General features: G+C 41.4%; 12 protein-coding genes. 8 read left to right on the top strand and 4 right to left on the bottom strand.

The genetic code is table 11. The annotated features are described in order from the left end of the window. Positions 1-206: 206 nt before the first annotated feature. From IEY48_RS00895 to IEY48_RS00860, 8 genes are all read left to right on the top strand, one after another. On the top strand, positions 207-2,255 hold the full coding sequence (locus IEY48_RS00895) for a DUF1302 domain-containing protein (protein WP_188916450.1): 2,049 nt from the start codon (positions 207-209) through the stop codon (positions 2,253-2,255). 13 nt (positions 2,256-2,268) lie between these two features. Next, on the top strand, positions 2,269-3,633 hold the full coding sequence (locus tag IEY48_RS00890) for a DUF1329 domain-containing protein (RefSeq protein ID WP_188916449.1): 1,365 nt from the start codon (positions 2,269-2,271) through the stop codon (positions 3,631-3,633). 49 nt (positions 3,634-3,682) lie between these two features. After that, positions 3,683-4,693, top strand: coding sequence for a WD40/YVTN/BNR-like repeat-containing protein (locus tag IEY48_RS00885; protein WP_188916448.1), 1,011 nt, complete (start codon positions 3,683-3,685; stop codon positions 4,691-4,693). A gap of 49 nt (positions 4,694-4,742) precedes the next feature. Next, on the top strand, positions 4,743-7,049 hold the full coding sequence (locus tag IEY48_RS00880; RefSeq protein WP_188916447.1) for an efflux RND transporter permease subunit: 2,307 nt from the start codon (positions 4,743-4,745) through the stop codon (positions 7,047-7,049). Between the two features lie 328 nt (positions 7,050-7,377). Beyond that, complete coding sequence (locus IEY48_RS00875; RefSeq protein ID WP_188916446.1) at positions 7,378-12,222, top strand: NAD-glutamate dehydrogenase; 4,845 nt, start codon at positions 7,378-7,380, stop codon at positions 12,220-12,222. 323 nt (positions 12,223-12,545) lie between these two features. Next, positions 12,546-13,565, top strand: coding sequence for a quinone-dependent dihydroorotate dehydrogenase (gene pyrD, locus IEY48_RS00870; protein ID WP_188916445.1), 1,020 nt, complete (start codon positions 12,546-12,548; stop codon positions 13,563-13,565). 171 nt (positions 13,566-13,736) lie between these two features. Then, positions 13,737-14,270, top strand: coding sequence for a cell division protein ZapC (locus IEY48_RS00865; RefSeq protein ID WP_188916444.1), 534 nt, complete (start codon positions 13,737-13,739; stop codon positions 14,268-14,270). A 385-nt stretch (positions 14,271-14,655) separates the two neighbouring features. Then, complete coding sequence (locus tag IEY48_RS00860) at positions 14,656-16,977, top strand: putative bifunctional diguanylate cyclase/phosphodiesterase (protein WP_229786277.1); 2,322 nt, start codon at positions 14,656-14,658, stop codon at positions 16,975-16,977. Between the two features lie 116 nt (positions 16,978-17,093). On the opposite strand, the gene IEY48_RS00855 is transcribed toward IEY48_RS00860, so the two are convergent. The 4 genes from IEY48_RS00855 to IEY48_RS00840 form a co-directional block, all read right to left on the bottom strand. Further along, on the bottom strand, positions 17,094-17,843 hold the full coding sequence (locus IEY48_RS00855; protein WP_188916443.1) for an SDR family oxidoreductase: 750 nt from the start codon (positions 17,841-17,843) through the stop codon (positions 17,094-17,096). Between the two features lie 74 nt (positions 17,844-17,917). Next, positions 17,918-18,619 (bottom strand): histidine phosphatase family protein, encoded by a 702-nt coding sequence (locus tag IEY48_RS00850; RefSeq protein WP_188916442.1) that lies wholly within the window; start codon positions 18,617-18,619, stop codon positions 17,918-17,920. A gap of 2 nt (positions 18,620-18,621) precedes the next feature. After that, positions 18,622-19,689 (bottom strand): phosphotransferase family protein, encoded by a 1,068-nt coding sequence (locus IEY48_RS00845; RefSeq protein WP_188916441.1) that lies wholly within the window; start codon positions 19,687-19,689, stop codon positions 18,622-18,624. Then, the gene (locus IEY48_RS00840; RefSeq protein WP_188916440.1) at positions 19,689-20,516 is read right to left on the bottom strand and encodes an SDR family oxidoreductase; all 828 of its coding nucleotides are present in this window, start codon (positions 20,514-20,516) and stop codon (positions 19,689-19,691) included. Before IEY48_RS00840 ends, IEY48_RS00845 begins: the two co-directional genes overlap by 1 nt. Positions 20,517-20,523 lie beyond the last annotated feature (7 nt).

The raw sequence follows: 20,523 nt of genomic DNA, 5'->3' as shown, positions 1-20,523 counted from the left end.
GGTTGTTCTTAGAATTAATTCAAATATCACTGTAAAAAATTCCTATCTTTTTCGTTAGACATCGTTAATTTTCTTAAACATTTTCTGTTTTTTGACCTTGCTCAATATAGTTAAATGCTGTAACAATGGTGTTGCCTGTGGGCTAACAAGATGTTGGTTTTAATTCCTATAACAACTAATCCAACAGGTTACGGAGATTAACTAAAATGAATATTGTTAACAAAAGATTTAACAAATCGGCACTCGCTTTGGGGGTGGTGTCGGCACTATGTTTCGGTATGAGCGCTCCTGCATCAGCGGTGTCATTTGATTGGGGTGAAGTACGAGGCACATTCGATTCTACATGGACAGCAGGTGCTAGCTGGCGCGTGTCTGACCGTGACTGGGATGGTCAAATTGGTAAGGTGAATCAGCCACAATTTGATTGGTCTGGTTACTCAGCGTTTGGCGGCGCATTTGGCTCAACTAAATACACTTCGGCTGAGATTTGGGAACAGCCGGGTTCTTACTCAAGTAACAATGACTTGAGTAATTTATTGTATGCCAAAGGTGATACCACATCTGAAATCGTCAAAGGTTTGCATGAGCTGTCATTAAAATACAAAAATTACGGTTTATTTTTGCGTGGTATGTATTTTTACGACCGCAAATTAAACGACGCTGATTATGATTTTAATGATCCACTCACTGGTCAAGAATTTGATCCTTGTGAAGACAGCAAAGCGTCTGAAGTGCAGTGTAAAGATATCCGTTTACTTGACGCATTCGTTTATGCCAACTGGGATTTAAACGATGGCGCGAACCCATTAAGCGTTCGTGTCGGTAATCAAGTTGTGTCATGGGGTGAAAGCGCACTTATCTCTCATGGTATTGCGGTAATTAACGCTGTAGATTTAAATATTCTAAACGCACCAGGTGCTGAACTTAAAGAAGCATTTCGTCCTCAGGGCATGGTGTGGGCTTCTTTAGGGTTAACAGATAACCTTAACGTTGAAGCGTTTTACCAATATGATTGGCAAGAAATTTGGGTACCTACGCCAGGTTCTAACTTTGCAACCAATGACTTTGCCGGTTATGGCGGGTATAACCAGAATGCTCAGTTAGGCTTTAACGCTAACCCAGATATCAATCAAGACTTCTTAATTTCAGAATACTCACGTTTATATGAAGCTGCTGCTGCGAGTGGTTTTGACCCCGCTTATGCTGCGTACATGACGGCATATTCTACTAAAGTGGCCTTAACTCAAGATTCAGCAAAAGCTAGTGATGATGGCCAGTATGGTATTAAGCTCGGTTATTACTCACCAGAGTTGGGTGAAACTGAATTTGGCTTTTACTATATGAACTACCATAGCCGCCGTCCAATTATCAGTGGTACAGCGTCTAATTTTACCTCTGAAGCCATTGGCCGTGATTATGGCCGATTAGCAGCAAGTGGCGGGAATATTGACCGTGATTTATTGCTAAGCATGGAAACCTTCACTAAAGCGCAAATTGTGTATCCTGAAGACATCCAATTATATGGTTTCAGTTTTAACACCTTAGTCGGTGACACATCTGTTGCGGGTGAAATTGCTCACCGTGTAGATGAGCCTTTACAGATCGATGATGTCGAATTACTGTTTGCCGCAATGCCTCAGCAGTTAGCCAATGCAGGCCTTCGCCCAGATCTTGATGGCATTTCACAAATGGATGTTTACGATCCAGGTGAAACGGTTGACGGGTATATCACCCGTGATACCACTCAGGCGCAAATGACATTCACTCATTTATTTGGCCCAACGTTAGGCTTAGATAACTTAACCATGCTTGCTGAAGTGGGTGGTGTTTGGATCCACGATATGCCTGGTTTTGATGAATTACGTCTAAGCGGTCCTGGCACAGCACGTTCTGGTGGTAATCCAGATATGCCAGGGATCATTGAAGCATTACACAATGGTCCAGAAACGAATCCATTCCCAACAGATTTTGCATGGGGATATCGTATCGTTGCTAAAGCTGACTTCAACAACGTGTTTGCTGGGGTGAACATGTATCCGCGAGTCATTTTCTCACACGACGTTGATGGTATTACACCTGATCCAATGTTCTTATTTACTGAGGGCAGAAAATCGGTTGCGATTGGTTTGAACTTTGATTATCAAAGTCGTTGGGGCGCGGACCTTTCTTACAACAACTTTTTTGGTGGTGTAGGAACAACAAATGCTATGGCTGACAGAGATTATGTCTCTTTCAACGTCAAGTATTCGATCTAAAAGGATAATTATAATGAAGAAACTGACGATATTATCGGCAGCAGTGATTATGGCACTTGGTGCACCTGCTGCGCTGGCGAAAGTATCACAAGCTGACGCTGACAAATTAGGTACAAGCTTAACCCCATTAGGAGCTGAAAAAGCGGCTAATGCCGATGGTTCTATTCCTGCATGGGATGGTGGTATCACTGAACCTGTTGCCGGCTACACTAAGGGAATGCATCACCCTGATCCGTTTCCAGAAGATAAAGTATTATTTACCATTACCAATGCAAATAAAGCGCAGTACGCTGAGTTTTTAACGCCAGGGCAAAACAAGTTATTTGAGCTTTACCCAGACAGTTACAAAATGAACGTGTATCAAACTCGTCGAAGTGCATCAGTCCCTCAGTACGTATACGATGCAACGAAGAGCAATGCGCTCAATGCAGATTTAGTTTCTCAAGGAAACGGTATTACGGGTGCAACAATAGGCACACCTTTCCCTATTCCTGCTTCTGGTTTAGAAGTGATTTGGAACCACATTTTACGCTATCGTGGTGTTGATGTAGAAACTTATCGTAGCCAGGCTGCACCAACGTCTGGAGGGTCATATACCTTAGTTGAAAATGCTGAAGAGATCCGTTTCGAATATACTCGCCCAGAGATCACTTTAGACAAACTGAAAGAAACAAATACATTATTTTACTTTAAGCAGGTTGTTACGCAGCCAGCTCGATTAGCAGGTACAGCACTGTTAGTAAAAGAAACCATGGACCAAGAGGCTTTGCCTCGCCAAGCATGGACTTATAACACTGGACAGCGCCGCGTTCGTAAAGCGCCTAACGTCGCATTTGATACGCCAGGCACAGTATCTGATGGCTTAAGAACCACAGATGACTTTGACATGTTCAACGGTTCGCCTTCGCGCTATAACTGGGAACTTGTTGGTAAAAAAGAAGTTTATATTCCTTACAATGATTACAAGCTGCATTCAGACCAGTTAAAGTATGACCAAATTTTGCAACCTGGTCATATTAACCCTGAATATGCTCGTTATGAAAAACATCGCGTATGGGAAGTGAAAGCGACGTTGAAAGACGGCATGCGTCACATCTATAAAACCCGTGTTTTCTATATTGACGAAGATTCATGGCAGGTATCATTAACGGATATGTACGACAACCGTGACGAGTTATATCGCGTTGGTGTTGCACATACCATTAACTACTATGATGTATTAACAAATTGGAGTACGTTAGAAGTATTCCATGACTTACAATCACGTCGTTACTTGGCAATGGGATTAGACAACGAAGGCCGCATGTATAACTTTGATGCGTCACTTTCAGAATCTAACTTTACGCCTGATGCATTAAGACGTGCAGGTATTCGTTAATAGCCATAAATGGGGCGCTTAGCGCCCCTTCATTGTTAAGGAAGTTTGTATGACGTTTAGCATGCTTCGCAGTGCAGTGGCGATTGGGATTAGTGCATGTTTATATACTGCTTCAGTAGATGCCCAACTCGATCCACTTACTGTTCAAATTCAACCTTTAGCTCAATCCTCTTTATTGCTTGATATTGCTAATGCCGGTGACAATCTGGTTGCTGTAGGGCAGCGTGGTAATGTTTTACTTTATAAAAACGAGCAATGGCAACAAGTCGCGACACCGGTAATAACACATCTCACCAAGGTGTTCTTTTTTGATGACTTAAATGGCTGGGCCGTTGGTCATGATGCCACCATTATTCACACAAAAGATGGCGGTGAAACCTGGTCAGTGCAAATGCAATCGACAAAAATAGAAAAGCCATTTATGGATATTCGTTTTTATAGCGAAAATGACGGTATTGCGGTTGGGGCTTATGGATTGTTTTATCGCACCGCTGATGGTGGGAAAACCTGGACTGATGAATTTCATCAAGAGTTACTATTTGAAGAAGATATCGGTTATCTAAACGACTTAAAAGCGGAAGATGAAGCACTTTATTTGTCTGAGCGCGCTGCATTATTACCACACTTTAATCGCTTAATCCGTCTTGCTGATAGCCGTCTACTGTTGGTCGGCGAATTAGGTATGGTTGCCGTATCTGATGATAATGGCCAAACATTTACTAAAGTGGATTTTGGCTATGAGGGGTCGATGTTTAATGCGATTCAAGTTGCTGACGACATCTATGTCATGGGGTTACGTGGTAATGTATTTAAGTCAGATTTAAGTTTATCCGATTGGCAACAGGTCGATTTACCTGTTGAATCATCAATCAATGGTGCATTGGTAACACAAAATAATGATCTTTACCTTGTGGGGAATGCTGGGGTTGTATTGTCTGTTGATGATACCAAGGCAGAAATTATTACCCGACGTCAAGGTGAAAACATTGTGGCAGTTGCTAAGGACAGTAAAGGCCAGTTATGGTTTGCCGGTTCTAAAGGACTGTTCCAGCTTAACTAACCTTAAGGTTAGATTGGATAATTAAAACAACAATAATAGGGCCGATAAGATGTTAGAAAAACTGGTCAATGGATTTGAATCTCATTTATTCCGCAATCGGAAGTGGGTCATCATTTCGTTTATTTTTATTACGATTTTTTTAGGCTATCAAGCTAGCCAATTAAAAATGGATGCGGCATTTAGTAAAAATATCCCGCTTAATCATTCGTATATGCAAACCTACACCAAACACCAAAAAGACTTTGGTGGTGCGAACAGCATCATGGTGGCGGTAGAAGACACGAGCGGCAATATTTTTAACCCGGTATTTTTTGACGCACTGAAAAATGTGCATGATCAATTATTTTTTATTCCTGGTGTTGAACGCTCACAAGTTAAATCTTTGTTTTCACCTTCAACTCGGTTTACCGAGGTGGTCGAAGATGGCTTTGCCGGTGGCCCCGTTATTCCGGCAGACTTTCGCAACGATGATTACAGTTTGCAGATTGTGCGCGATAACATCGAAAAAGCAGGTATCGTAGGGCGGTTAATTGGCAACGATTACACCTCAGCGATGGTCTCTGCACAGTTAATGGAGTTTGACCCGCAAACCGGTAAACCAATTGATACTATTGCGTTTGCTAATCAGTTAGAGCAAGAGCTTCGCGGGAAGTTTGAAAACGATAAGATTAAGATTCATATTATCGGCTTTGCCAAAATGGCAGGTGATGTTGCAGAAGGCGCTAAAGGCGTATTGCTGTTTTTCTTAATCGCGATAGCTATTACTGCAGTCATGGTTTATCTGTTTTCTAAATCCATTATGTTAACCATTTTGCCGTTAACTTGCAGCTTAGTGGCTGTATGTTGGCAACTGGGTTTATTGACCGTTGTTGGCTTTGGCTTAGACCCTATGTCTATTTTGGTGCCATTTTTGGTGTTCGCCATCGGCGTGAGTCACGGGGTACAGATGATTAACGCTGTGCGCCGTCGTGTACTTGATGGACAAACCACCAAAGCGGCTTCGGCTTCAGCATTTCGCAGTTTATTAGTTCCTGGTGGTGTGGCGCTATTGTCTGACACGGTAGGGTTTTTAACCTTGCTAGCCATTGATATTGGGATTATTCGTGAACTGGCTATTTCAGCTTCGCTGGGTGTAGCGGTCATTATTCTCACTAACCTTATCTTGTTACCTTTGGTTATTTCATATTTTGAATTACCTAAAAAACCGGATAACCCACAAAAAACGCAGCAAATTGAAAATCTATGGCGTTGGCTCTCTAATTTTGCGACGCCAAAATATGCCATAATTGTATTAATTTCAACGGCAGTGCTTTATGGGATCGGATTTCAACAGTCTTCTAAGATGAAAATTGGTGACTTACAGGGTGGGGCGCCGGCATTACATCAAGACTCACGTTATAACCAAGATACGTTCTTTATTACTGATCATTTCTCTATCACAACCGATGTGATGACAGTGATTGTTGAAGCAACGCCTGAAGCCTGTACTTACCATTCGGTATTAACGCAAATTGACCAATTTGAGTGGATGGTGGCAAATACTCCGGGTGTTGAGTCAACGGCGAGTCTTGCCTCGGTGGCTAAAAAAGTGAATGCAGGCTTTAACGAGGGTAATCCACGTTGGGAAATTCTACCGCGCACGACAGCCAGTTTAGTCCAAGCGGTAGGACAGGTGCCAACTACTTCCGGCTTGCTCAACGGTAACTGTTCAGTGATGCCTGTGTATTTGTTCTTAAAAGATCACAAAGCAGAAACCATTGAAGTGGTTGTCAAAAAAGTGAAAGCTGTGGCCGCTCAATTAAACAGTGACAGTTTGCAGTTTAAACTGGCTTCAGGTCCTGTAGGTGTAATGGCCGCGACGAACGAAGCAGTAAGTGAAGCACAGTTACCTATGATGCTTTACGTGTATGGAGCAGTGTTTGTATTGTGTTTAATTAGCTTTAAATCACTTAAAGCGACTGTTGCTGTGATTATTCCTTTATATGTGGTGTCAACATTAGCCCAGGCATTAATGACATTACTGGATATTGGCCTTGCTGTAAGCACGTTGCCAGTAATTGCATTAGGTGTAGGGATTGGTGTCGATTATGGTATTTATATCTTATCGACCATGTCTAATAAGCTGACGAACGGTATGCCAGTGCAGCAAGCCTACTTTGAAGCATTGGTTGAGCGCGGAAGTGCGGTTATCTTTACCGGGTTAACATTAGCCATTGGGGTGAGTACTTGGTTTTTCTCAGACCTTAAATTCCAAATGGACATGGGAATTTTGCTTACCTTTATGTTTTTAGTGAATATGTTAGGTGCAATTATTATTCTGCCTGCACTGTCGGCGATGTTTTGGCGTAAAAAGTAACTAAAACAGAGCATTAAATAAAAAAGGGAGCTTAGCTCCCTTTTTTATTTTGCATAGTTAGTCTCTACAAACGATTTTATTGTCATTTAAAACGAAAAACTATACGTTGAGCGACATTCTTACAGGGTCTACCACTAAAATTTTCCTCGATATAGCAGCAATTTAGTAATAAACTTTGCTGCAGATCTCAAATATGAGTTTCTATTGTTAAACATAAAACAGTTGTATACGTGATAATTAAAAAATGACTCGGACCGACTGAATCAACAAGCCGAAGCATCCATATAATGATAAGAGCGCTGCCATAGACGCTTAAGGAATCTGCAACATGGCCTTGAAAGATGCAATGCCTTCAGTACTACTTGAAAATGTAGTTAGCCTAATTCACACCAAAATCCCTCATTCTCAAGCCAAACAAGTTGAGCAACTCGCTAATTGTCTCTACACCCATATGTCAAAAGACGATCTTAATGCTCGTAATGACAGCGATTTATATGGTGCTGTAGTAAGCCTTTGGAATGCGCTTAATAAAACTGCACCGGATGACACCCACATTCGCGTGTTTAACCCAAGCCAGGCAAAACATGGTTGGCAGTCAACTCACAGTATTATCGAGATTATTCAACCCGATATGCCGTTTTTAGTTGACTCTTTATCCATGGCGTTAAATCGGATGGGTATTACAGCTCATGTGATGTTACATACGCCGTTGGCTGTAAGCCGTGAAAGCAATATTGTTTCTGGCGTGTCTTTTTTAAATGACGCGACTGAGGACAGTGGCAGTATTGCCGTATTTTTGATTGAAATTGATAAGCAAAATAGCGATGCCGACATTAAAACGATAGAAAAAGAAATACAGTCGGTACTTGCAGATGTTGCCGCGTCGGTTCACGACTGGCAATTAATGACAGACAGATTAACGGATACTATCGCACAATTACCTTCACGCCCTTTTCCTGGTGCAAAAGCTGAATTACAAGAGTCTGTTGATTTTTTAAATTACTTAAACGCACATCACTTCACGTTATTAGGTTACCGTTACTACGAACTTAAGCGTGTAGAAGGCGATGTTGAACTTGTGCCCGATCTTGAATCAAGCCTTGGGTTAATGAACCGTTCTAAACACTCGCATTCAGAGCGTGGGTTATTATTATCGACGTTATCCGATACCGCCCGTAAAGAAGCGTTAAATGATAGCCTATTAGTATTAACCAAAAGTTCTGCTAAAAGCCGCGTACATCGTCCGGCTTATGTCGATTACGTGGGCGTTAAGCGTTTTGACAAAAAAGGCAACGTGATTGGTGAAGATCGCTTTATTGGTTTATATGCATCGAATCTTTATAACCGTAGCCCACGCGAAATACCGCTATTAGGTGAAAAGGTTCAACGTATCCTTGATAACTCTGGGTTAACACCGCGCTCGCACGATTACAAAGCGTTAATGAATATTCTTGAAAACTTGCCTCGCGATGAGTTAATTCAAGCCAAAGATCATGAGCTGGCTGCTATGGCTCATGGCGTTTTGGAAATGCAAGACCGTGATAAATTAAAACTATTTGTTCGCAAAGATGGTTTTGGTCGTTTCTTATCGTGTTTAGTTTATGTGTCGAAAGATCGTTACAACACTAAGTTGCGTCAAGATACCCAACGCATTTTGGCTCAACATTTCAATAGTAATGAAGACGTTGAGTTCACAACCTACTTTTCTGAGTCAACGTTGGCTCGAACTCATTACATTATCAAAGTTGATAATAACAATATGGATGTTGATGTGGCTGCAATTGAAAAAAATCTCATCGAAGCCGCTCGCTCATGGGAAGACAAGTTACACACAGCGTTAAATAATGAAGTGGGTGAGCAAGCGGGTACCGGGTTAACTAAACGCTATTTAAATGCGTTCCCGCAAAGCTATAAAGACGATGTACTGCCAAGTTCTGCCGTAGTCGATATGCAACACTTAGAAGCATTAGACGACGGCCATAAACTGGGTATGTTGTTCTATCAGCCACAAGAAACAACGTTAAACGACAATAAAGTCCGCTTAAAGCTATTCCATAAAGATGAACCGATCCATTTGTCTGACGTGTTACCTATGCTTGAAAACTTTGGTTTGCGCGTAATTAACGAACGTCCGTACGAAGTAAAAACCAATGACGGTGCGACGTTCTGGATTTTAGATTTCTTAATGACAGTGCAAGGTGCAGCCACAGAGAATCTTGCAGACAGCCAAGATCGTTTCCAAACCGCATTACTACAAGTGTGGCAAAAGAAACTTGAAGATGATGGTTTTAACCGCATGGTGTTGTCTACTGGATTAAGCGGTCGTGAAGTGTCTATTTTACGCGCCTATGCCAAGTATATGCGTCAAATTGATGCAACCTTCAGTCAGTCTTATATCGAAGAAACGTTCAGCCGTTATCCTAAATTGGCTGATTTACTGGTGAAAATGTTCATCCGTAAGTTTAATCCTAAGCTTAAAACGCGCACGTTGAGTAAGTTTCTAGAACAAATCGATATTCAACTCGATGACGTGTCAAGTCTTGATGATGACCGTATTATTCGTCGCTACCTCGATTTAATTAACGCGACCTTACGGACTAACTTCTATCAAACTGCTGTTGGCGGGTTAGCAAAAGATTATATTTCATTTAAGTTTGCGCCAGGTTTAATCCCTGAAATGCCTAAGCCATTGCCTAAATTTGAAATTTTCGTGTATTCACCGCGTGTTGAAGGTGTACATTTACGCGGCGGAAAAGTGGCTCGTGGTGGTTTACGTTGGTCAGATCGTCGCGAAGACTTCCGTACAGAAGTATTAGGTTTAGTAAAAGCACAACAAGTTAAAAACACCGTGATTGTGCCTGTTGGTGCAAAAGGTGGTTTTGTGTGTAAACAACTGCCAACAGAAGGCGGACGCGAAGCATTTTTCACTGAAGGGCAAGAATGTTACCGCATCTTTATCCGTGCGTTATTAGATATTTCTGACAATATTATTAATGGTGAAGTCGTTCCTCCTGTTGATGTGGTGCGTCACGATGAAGACGATGCCTACCTTGTTGTTGCCGCAGATAAAGGTACCGCAACGTTCTCTGACATTGCCAACGCCATTGCGATTGAATACAACTTCTGGTTAGGTGATGCGTTTGCCTCTGGTGGCAGTAACGGTTATGACCACAAGAAGATGGGGATCACGGCGCGCGGTGCATGGGAATCAGTTAAACGTCATTTCCGTGAAATTGGTGTAGATTGTCAAACAAGCCCCTTTACTGCTTTAGCCATTGGTGACATGGCCGGAGACGTATTTGGTAATGGTATGTTGTTATCTGAGCAAACTCAGTTAGTGGCAGCCTTTAACCATATGCATATCTTTATTGATCCCACGCCAAATATTGAACAAAGTTATATTGAGCGTCAGCGTTTATTTGCATTACCTCGTTCAAGTTGGGAAGACTACAATGCCAAACTGATTTCTAAAGGCGGCGGCATTTTCTTGCGTTCTGCTAAGTCAATTAAATTGACGCCAGAAATTAAAAAGATGCTGGCAACTGAAAAAGACAGCATGAATCCAACAGAGCTGTTAAAAGAGCTACTGAAAATGCCAGTGGATCTCATTTGGAACGGTGGTATTGGTACTTATGTTAAGTCGAGCAAAGAAACTCATGCCGAAGTGGGTGACCGTGCAAACGACGCATTACGTGTTAACGGCAAAGAAGTTCGCGCTAAAATCATCGGCGAAGGTGGCAACCTAGGTTGTACCCAGTTAGGCCGTATTGAATACTGTGCTAACGGTGGCCGCATGAACACAGATTTCGTCGATAACGTCGGCGGGGTTGATTGTTCTGATAACGAAGTAAACATCAAGATTTTCTTGAACACGCTAGTCGCTGAAGGCGAGTTAACGGTTAAACAACGTAACCGTTTACTTGAAGATATGACCGATGAAGTAAGCGACATTGTCATTCAAGACTGTAAAGACCAAACTCGCACCATTTCGGTAACGCAAGTACATGGTGTTTCACAGCTTAAAGAGCAAATCCGCTTTATTCAGTACCTTGAAAAAGATGGAAAACTAGACCGTGCCCTCGAGTTTTTACCAAACGATGATGACTTAGCTGAACGTTTAGCGAATGGCCGTGCATTAACGCGTCCAGAACTGTCAGTATTAGTGGCTTACGCTAAGATGGTACTTAAAGAGCAATTAGTGACGCCAGAAATCACTGAAGATGCATTTTTAAGTAAATTGTTAGTGGCTTATTTCCCGAAAAAGTTACAAGCCAAATATGCCGATAGAATGACTGCACATCCACTGCGTGGTGAAATTATTGCCACTTCATTAGCTAATGAGTTAGTGAATGATATGGGCTTTAATTTTGTACAACGTATGCAAGATGAGACCGGTGCAACAGTTGCCGAAGCCGCAATTTGTTATACTATGGCTCGAGAAGTGTTTGGACTTGATGAGTTAACCACTTCAATTACGGATTTAAATGGTGTCGTACCTGCCCATGTGCAAGGTGAAATGTTACACCAATTGCGCCGTAATATGCGCCGTGCATGTCGCTGGTTTATTCGTCACCGTAATCGTGCCCATGATATTGAGCAAACCGTCGCATTCTTTAAGCCTGTATTTGAACAGCTTAAAGCTAACGTTGAACAGTACATGATTGAAGCCGAAGTGACTGCCATTTCTGCTGAGATTACTGCACTAACCAACGAAAATGTACCAGAGTCAGTAGCGCAAATTGTCTCAAAAATGAGCACGTTATTCTCTGCGTTAGACATTGCCCAAATCGCGCAACTTGAAGACAAAACGCTTGAGTTAGTGTCTGAAACATACTTTAAACTCGGCGCCAAAGTTGAACTGCATTGGTTCTTAGAACAAATCAGTGCGCAACCGGTTGCGAATCATTGGCAAGCGCTTGCCCGTGCAGCATTTAGAGAAGAGTTAGATTGGCAACAACGTGCGTTAAGTTCTGCTGTATTACGTACGTGTTCTGATAACTGCGATGCAGACAGTGTCATTAATGAATGGATAACACTCAATAAGCCATTGCTGGAGCGTTGGTATCATATGCTTGCTGATTTTAAAGTTTCTCAAAATCATGAATTTGCTAAGTTCTCAGTCGCCCTAAGAGAACTGAACTTACTGATTTTACATTGCGAAGGTCAGAAGTAATTGATACCCAAACAACCTGAAGATGTTAGATTTCAGCAAGAATTTACACACGTTTAGGCAAGGCATTGATTGCGGGTAATGGTTATTCCCTTTCCAAAATCAATAACGCAGCATAAACGCGTGTAAAACTTGCCCCTTGGGAGTTTCACCGTGTTTCCACTACGTTGTTGCGTTAATTTATAAGGTACCTACATTACCGCATTAACGCGCCTAGTATTGAAAACACGGTGAAGCTCTGAAACACGTATCTTCAAGTAGTTTGGGTATATAATGTAAACAAGCCCTGGCGATTGCCGGGGCTTTTTTTAGGTCTAGGAGAAACCATGTTTTACACACTCGCACAAAAAGTCATGTTTCAGATGGACCCAGAGCTAGCGCATAACGTCGCGATTGGCAGCTTGAAAATGACCGGAAACACACCGTTAAACTGTTTTTATCGTCAACACGTTAAATCCGCACCTGTAACGTGCATGGGGCTAACATTTCCTAATCCTGTTGGGCTTGCTGCCGGTATGGACAAAGATGGCGAGTCGATGGATGCGTTTCACGCGATGGGATTTGGCCATATTGAAGTCGGTACAGTAACGCCTCGTCCACAGCCTGGTAATGACCAACCTCGTTTGTTTAGATTAAAGCCAGCGAAAGGCATTATTAATCGCATGGGCTTTAACAATAAAGGCGTAGATAATTTAGTGCGCAATCTGATGGCAAAAAAATCAGATATTATGGTGGGAGTTAATATTGGTAAAAATAAAGACACGCCTGTAGAGCAGGGTAAAGATGACTACCTTATTTGCATGGAAAAAGTGTATCAATACGCCAGTTATATCGCAGTGAATATTTCATCGCCCAATACGCCTGGTTTACGTGCAATGCAATACGGTGAATTATTAGATGATTTACTGAGTTCAATTAAACATAAACAAAAAGAATTAGCCGACAAACACGGCAAATATGTCCCTGTAGCGTTAAAAATTGCCCCTGATTTAACTGGTGATGAAATCCAAGCCATTGCTGACTCGTTAATTAATAATCAAATTGATGGCGTTATTGCAACCAATACCACATTAAATCGTGATGCTGTAACAGGATTGTTGCATGCTGAAGAAACTGGCGGCTTAAGCGGTAAACCTTTGACTGATTTATCGACTCAAGTGATCAAACAATTGTCGATCTGTTTGCAAGGTAAGATCCCGATCATTGGTGTCGGTGGGATCAATAGTGCTGAAGATGCACTGGCTAAATTTGATGCTGGCTCTACGATGGTACAAATTTACTCTGGTTTTATTTACCAGGGTCCCAAATTAATTGATCAGATCGTTAATGCCTATTGTGCGAAATAGCATCTAAATTGCTAAGTCATTGATCAAAAATCATGCCGCGATCGAACTTTTGATCGTTCGATCGCGCTAACATCCTGATACTTATGTTATAATTTATAATTAAATTTTGATATTGCGTGAAAATTCATCTATTATGCTCTGGTGTTCATTTTTATTTAGGTGCAGACGGCCATGTTATTAATGCCAAATAAGGACTGGCATTGGGAATACAATGAGACTTGCAAGCAGCTGAGTATTTCATTGGGTTCCGAGATGGAGTTCTTAACCCCATACAAATCAAAAATCCTCATTCCAGATGCATTAAGTGCAGCTGAATTCAGCATAGAACACGCAAAATTTTATATTAAAATGCTCGAAACTCTGCCTAAAGTTCTGCATGTCTCTGATGCGGGTATTGTGCAAACAGCGTTAAATGCCACAGCCGCCCATTTTTTATTACAATCACAAATGCCTAAATCTTGGTTTTTTGATGAAAGTGATGAATGCGTATTTTGCGACGTCGGCAAATTATTTCAGTTAAAGTGCGGTTATTCTAAAGTGTTAGCGCTTGTAATCGATAATGGTTTACAGGCTGCCACCGTGATGATTTTATCTCAGCAATGCCAGTTATCAGACAGTAAATCATTATCTCAGTTTGATACCATTAAAGTGATGCATAATCGTTTACATCCATTACGTAAAGCCCGGCAAGTTGTTGCAGCATAGCGGATAATTGACGACCACAATTGACCATTTTGACTTAACACCACCCTGAAATGCTGAACATTAAGTTCAGCATTTTTGTATTCTGTTGCATAACGACTAAGCTTCACAACACTTTAATCAATTTAGTTAACCTGAGCTCAGGTTAGTTAATGTACGAGTTGATGTATTCGTTGTACAAGTTTGTACCGACTTTATCCCTTTTGGACTATGGTTAATAGACGAATATATGTGATAAAACAACTTGACTACATTACAGAAGTATTTGTATAACATAGTAAATTATAACATTTAGTTGAAAAATGTTAACTCGGTACAAGTATGTTTTTTCATATGTGCTAATGTAGCATATTTAGTTGTTTGGACTCTCGTGGGACGCCCTTCAAATATGACCGTGAAAATGGAAAACCGCTCGATAGAAGAAAAAATATTACTTGGTGTGACCGCAGCAGCAATATTCATTCTATCGCCATTTTTGATTAAAAGTATATTAGAACACAATAAGTTACGGATTCTTGTTGATCTTGTTGCTGTAGGCGGCATTTCCATCATTTTTATTGGTGTCTGGTTTACCAGCAAAGTTAAACTCTTTAGCGGCCTTTTTGCCATTATTGCTTATGTAAATATTTTATTCGGTATTTATATTGTGGGCAGCGATTTAATTTTTTGGCTGTTTCCTATTATTATCGCAAGTTTTTATTTATTACCGACAGTAATCGCATGTGTGCTTAATGGCTTATTAATCTCCATTGCTGGAGTATTAACTTACCAACATTTTGAGCATTTTTCCTTGCCTCTCATCATGGCGTCGTTTGTGGTTACCGGGATTTTTTCATTAATCTTTTCGATATTTATGCAGCGTAAAAACCGCCAACTTTTAGAAAAAGATAAAATAAACCAACTTCGTAATAATATTTTGGAATTAATAGCCAGTTCGAGCAAATTATCTAAAGTGTTATCCGCTGTGGTGGAAGGCATTGAAAATGAACTGCCAGGGACAATGTGCAGTATTTCTTTAATGGACGATAAAGGCTCACAATTACGTTTAGCTGCCGCTCCCAGTTTGCCTGAATTTTATATAGAGGCTGTAGACGTTATTCCCATCGCAACGGGAGTCGGTTCGTGCGGGGAGGCGGCATCGCTCGGAAAAAGAGTCCTTGTAACCGATATTGCAACACACCCTAACTGGGCACCGTGGGCAAACTTAGCCCATAAAGCTCAACTGGTGTCGTGTTGGTCAGAACCGATTATTAGCCATCATGGCACTATCATAGGCACAATTGCGATCTATTTTAAAACGCTAGCGACTCCCACCGAAAATGAATTTGATTTGGTTGAACAATTTGTCAATCTGACTCGCATAGCCATAGAACGTGACAAAGCGGATACCATTATTTGGCATCAGGCTAACTTTGATAATTTAACCAAATTACCTAATCGACATTTATTACATGAACACTTATCTATCGCGATTGATAATGCCGAGCGTGACAAAAAACAATTGGTAATAGCGATGCTTGATTTGGATAATTTTAAAGATGTGAATGATTCTTTAGGTCATACTGCCGGCGATAGCGTGCTTATTGAGTGCGCTAGCCGAATTAAAAACAGCATCCGAAAAAACGATATTGTCGCACGTTTAGGTGGTGATGAATTTATCATCGCTTTTGTGGGGACAACGTCAGCAGAAGATATCGATAAAATTGGCCAAAAATTGTTAACCACACTGGCACAACCTTATGTAATAGAACATAAAAACTTTTATTGCACAGCCAGTATAGGTCTGGCTTGTTACCCTAATGATGGTTTAACCATTGACGCTTTAATGACTAACGCAGACCAAGCGATGTATCGAGCCAAAACACGTGGTCGTAATAGCATTCATTATTTTACCGAAAATATGAGTACTGACTTTCTAAAAAGAATGGCGCTCATCGACGATTTACGCATCGCGGTTGAACAAAAACAATTTCATTTGGTTTACCAGCCTATTGTTGATTTACATACTCATCGTATTGCAAAAGCTGAAGCATTAATCCGTTGGCAACACCCACAAAAAGGGTTGATTTCTCCGATGGAGTTTATTCCGATAGCTGAAGAGATTGGCCTTATTGTAGAGATCAGTGAATGGATATTCACCCAGGTGTCACAACAGGTGCATGAGTGGCGTCAGCGGTATTGTGCAGATTTATCCATCAGTATTAACACTTCTCCAGTGCAATACCGAAATGATGGCAAACTGGTTAAAGCTTGGGCTGACTCTCTACTTGCACAAGGGATACCCTATGAAGCCATATCGATTGAAATTACCGAACATTTGCTCATGGATAATCAGGTTGAAGTGGTCGAAGCGCTTGAAACATTACGCCAACAGGGGATAACCATATCGATCGATGACTTTGGTACAGGATATTGTTCTTTTTCTTATTTAAAGAATTTTGCCTTTGATTACTTAAAAATTGATCAAAGTTTTGTGCAAAATATGTCTATCGATAATAAAGATGCAGCACTGTGCGAAGCGATTATTGTCATGGCGGGTAAGCTTAATATGCAAGTCATTGCCGAGGGGATTGAAACTGAAGAGCAAAAACAATTACTTATTGATGCTGGTTGCACACTAGGCCAAGGTTACTTGTTAGCAAAACCACTTTCTGTAAGTGATTTTGAGCAACTTCTCATTAAACAAAATCAATCAGACTCTACGACATAAAAACTACCGCAGGCTCACTCACCATTTTTACTCCATTGAATGACGCTTATTACATCGATATGTTTAAGATGTAATAAGCGTTTTGCCATTCATTAACCTTATAACTTATCGTGCGGTTAACTCATTTTACGAATGGTGCTTATTGGTGCAATACGTAATACCCAATGTAACAGGGCCCATGGATAACTAGGGACATAGGCGGTCGCTTTTTCTTTTTGAATTGCGCTGACCATCGCTTTACACCCCGTTTCGGTATCGACAATAAACGGAACCGTTTTCACTTTTTCATTAATTTCGGTACGAATAAAGCCTGGGTGAATACAACTGACTTTAATGGGGGTTCCCATCACATCAATACGGATACCTTCTGTGAGTGATGTTAACGCAGCCTTTGTTGCGGCATAGACTGTCATTGCGCGTCTAAAGCCACGGACGGCACTGATTGAAGAAATGGTGACTAGGTGACCGTTGTTTTGTTCACGAAAAATAGCCATTGCGGCTTCACATTGGGCTATCGCGGCGATAAAGTTAGTTTGCGCTGTTTGTAGGTTAGCCTCAAAATACCCGGTGCCAATCGAAGCCCCTTTGCCCATGCCCGCATTAACAATGACGCGATCTAACTGACCAAACTCTTGTTTAAATTGGCTGAACACGTCAAAAACTTGTGGGTGGTCGTTAACGTCTAGTGCTTTAATTAACACAGTGATATTAGGGTTTACGCTAAGTAACTCTTGTTTTAATTCTTCTAAGCGATCTATACGACGCGCGCACAATGCTAAATTATGGTTTTGTTTAGCAAACTCAATCGCCATGCCACGCCCTAAACCCGAACTTGCTCCAGTTATTAGTATGTTTGTCCGTTTCATATTATGCTCTTTTTTATTGTTTTGATTGGATTATTTATCATGACTTATGCATTGTTGGCAGTATCTTTTATTGCCTACAGTAAACTGTATAAATGACGGTTATCACCGTCAAAATAACCATGTTCGTTCATGGTAATCACACTTAAACGTTGATGTTTAACTTGTAATTGAGTGACGCTAGCATTAACCACTTGTTTGTTAATGTTGAAAAACTGGCTTTCAGGTATCGATAATATTTGCATTATTACCGTGCTAATGACACCGCCTGAAGTAAATACAAATAAGGTTTTACCATTATCAGCTTGTTGCACCAACTGGGTTAATCCTTGGCTAACGCGTTGGCTAAAATGCAGCCAAGATTCGGTGTATTGGGCAATATTATCAGTGTGCTGCCATTGTTGAATCGCTTGGCTAAACAGAGTAATAAAGGCCTTAGCAGGTGAAGGTTGCTGGCTTAGGTAGTGTTTCATCGCTTCTGGATTCGCTAAATCTGGGCGGTAAACGGCAATCACTTGTTCGTGATCAAATTCATTCCATGCACGGTTTATTTGCATGTCACGATGAATTAAAGGTGGCGACAAGCTGGCTAAACACGCATCCCGGGTTTGTTGATGACGTGCCATATCACCACAAATAATCTGATCGGGGCGAATATTACGTTGATTAAAATGCTTAGCCAAATGTTGCGCTTGGCTTTGACCTAATGGCGACAAGTTATCGTAATTGTCACTGCCAAAACTTGCCTGACCGTGGCGGATTAAATAGATGTTTGCCATGGTTATCCTTGTTGTTTCATCGCGCGGTGACAGCGCCACATTAAGTAATGCGAAAAAATCCAAAACTGTTTAAAAGCTGGGTTTCGGGTTTGCTTATGGTGATAACGATAATATATTTGTTGCACAATCCCTGCTAAGCGGAATAAACCGAAGACTTCGTAAAATCGAAAATCATCAATGGTGATATTCATTTTATTGCAATAATATTCAACCACTTGTTTACGCGTTAACATGCCTTGTAAGTGGGTAGGTTGGCGACGAGTCATTTGCGCAAGAAAGTCATCATCAGCTTCAACCCAGTAGGCAAGGGTGTTACCTAAATCCATTAATGGATTACCTAAGGTCGCCAGCTCCCAATCAAGTACGCCATTCACTTTGCTGATGTTATCAGGGTCGAGTACTACGTTATCAAATCTAAAGTCATTGTGAGTTAAGCAAATGGTTTCTTGTTCGGGCTTATGTTGCTGCAACCAAGCCATAACTTTTTTACCCGAGGGCACATTCCAGGTTTTAGCCTGGGTGTAACGTTGGCTCCATCCATCGATTTGGCGTTGTGTGTAACCTTCACCTTTGCCGATGTGATTGAGGTTGGCGGCATCTACGTCTACTTTGTGTAACTCTATTAAACAATCAATGACATTGGTACACAGTGTTTGAGCTTGTTGTTTATCAACGTTTAAGCCTTTGGGTAGATTTTGTCTTGGAATGATGCCATTCAATTTTTCCATCACATAAAATTCAGTACCTAACACCGTCTCGTCTTCGCAATGAGCAAGCATAGCTGGTACATAAGGATAAACAGGCTTGAGTGCTTGCTGTAAACGATACTCTCGCCCCATATCGTGGGCGCCTTTGGCTTTAGTCCCCATTGGCGCTCGGCGCAATATAAGCTCACAATTGTCATAAGTGAGGCAATAAGTCCAGTTTGAAGCCCCACCGGTGTATTGGGTTATTGTTAGCTCGCCTTCAAGCCCGCCGATATGTTGTTTTAACCATGGGTTGATTATGTCTGGGTCAAGCTCTTCACCAGAGCGAACAGACTTGGCTTTATCTAAATATTGTTGGTTCATTAAGCTTGCTCCTCCCTTAGCAATTGGCGTAAGCGCAATGTTTGCTTTAGGACAATAGTAAAGTACCAGCGTAGTGGTAACAATCGCTTGAGTTGGTATAAACGTTTGCCTTGTTGATGGGTTAGCAGCAAAAATTGTTTATTGGCCTCACCTTGGTAAGCAATATTAGCCACTTGGGTGGCATCGATTGGCGACTTATCAAACAATTTGCCTAAGAGCTTTTCCATTGTCGGTAATTGAGTGCGTAAACTTGTGCCGAGGTTGGTTTTAAAAAAGCCGGGGCACAATACACTCACATTAATATTGTCGTCAGCGAGTTCAAGCCTGAGAGTTTCAGATAACGACACTACCGCGGCTTTTGAAGCGTTATAACTGGCCATAAATGGAATAGGGGTTAAGCCCGCTTGTGATGCCACGTTAACAATACTGCCGAAACCTTGCTGCTGAAAAATAGGCACAAATTGTTGGCACATATTCACGATACCAAACAGATTGATTTCCATTACCCAGTGCCATTGCGAAATAGGTTCGGCGGCAATTTTATCTGCAGATGCCACGCCGGCATTATTAATTAATAAATCAATTTGCGGCCAACGAGATTGCAGGTCATGCGTCAATGCTTTGATACTGGTGGGGTCGGTGATATCGCATGCGCTAAAAAATGCCTTACCGCCTTGGGCAATAATTTGCTCGCACACTTGCTCACCCGCTTGCTGATTAATATCGGCAACACACACTTCAGCATTCATAGCTGACCATTTGAGAGCTAATGCTTTACCTAAGCCAGAAGCGGCACCGGTAATCACCACATGTTGTTTCGATTTCATTGGTTTA

This window comes from Shewanella saliphila (assembly GCF_014648295.1).
Taxonomy (GTDB): domain Bacteria; phylum Pseudomonadota; class Gammaproteobacteria; order Enterobacterales; family Shewanellaceae; genus Shewanella; species Shewanella saliphila.
Note: the sequence above shows the minus strand (reverse complement) of the source record. Positions and strands in the feature narration are given on the sequence as shown.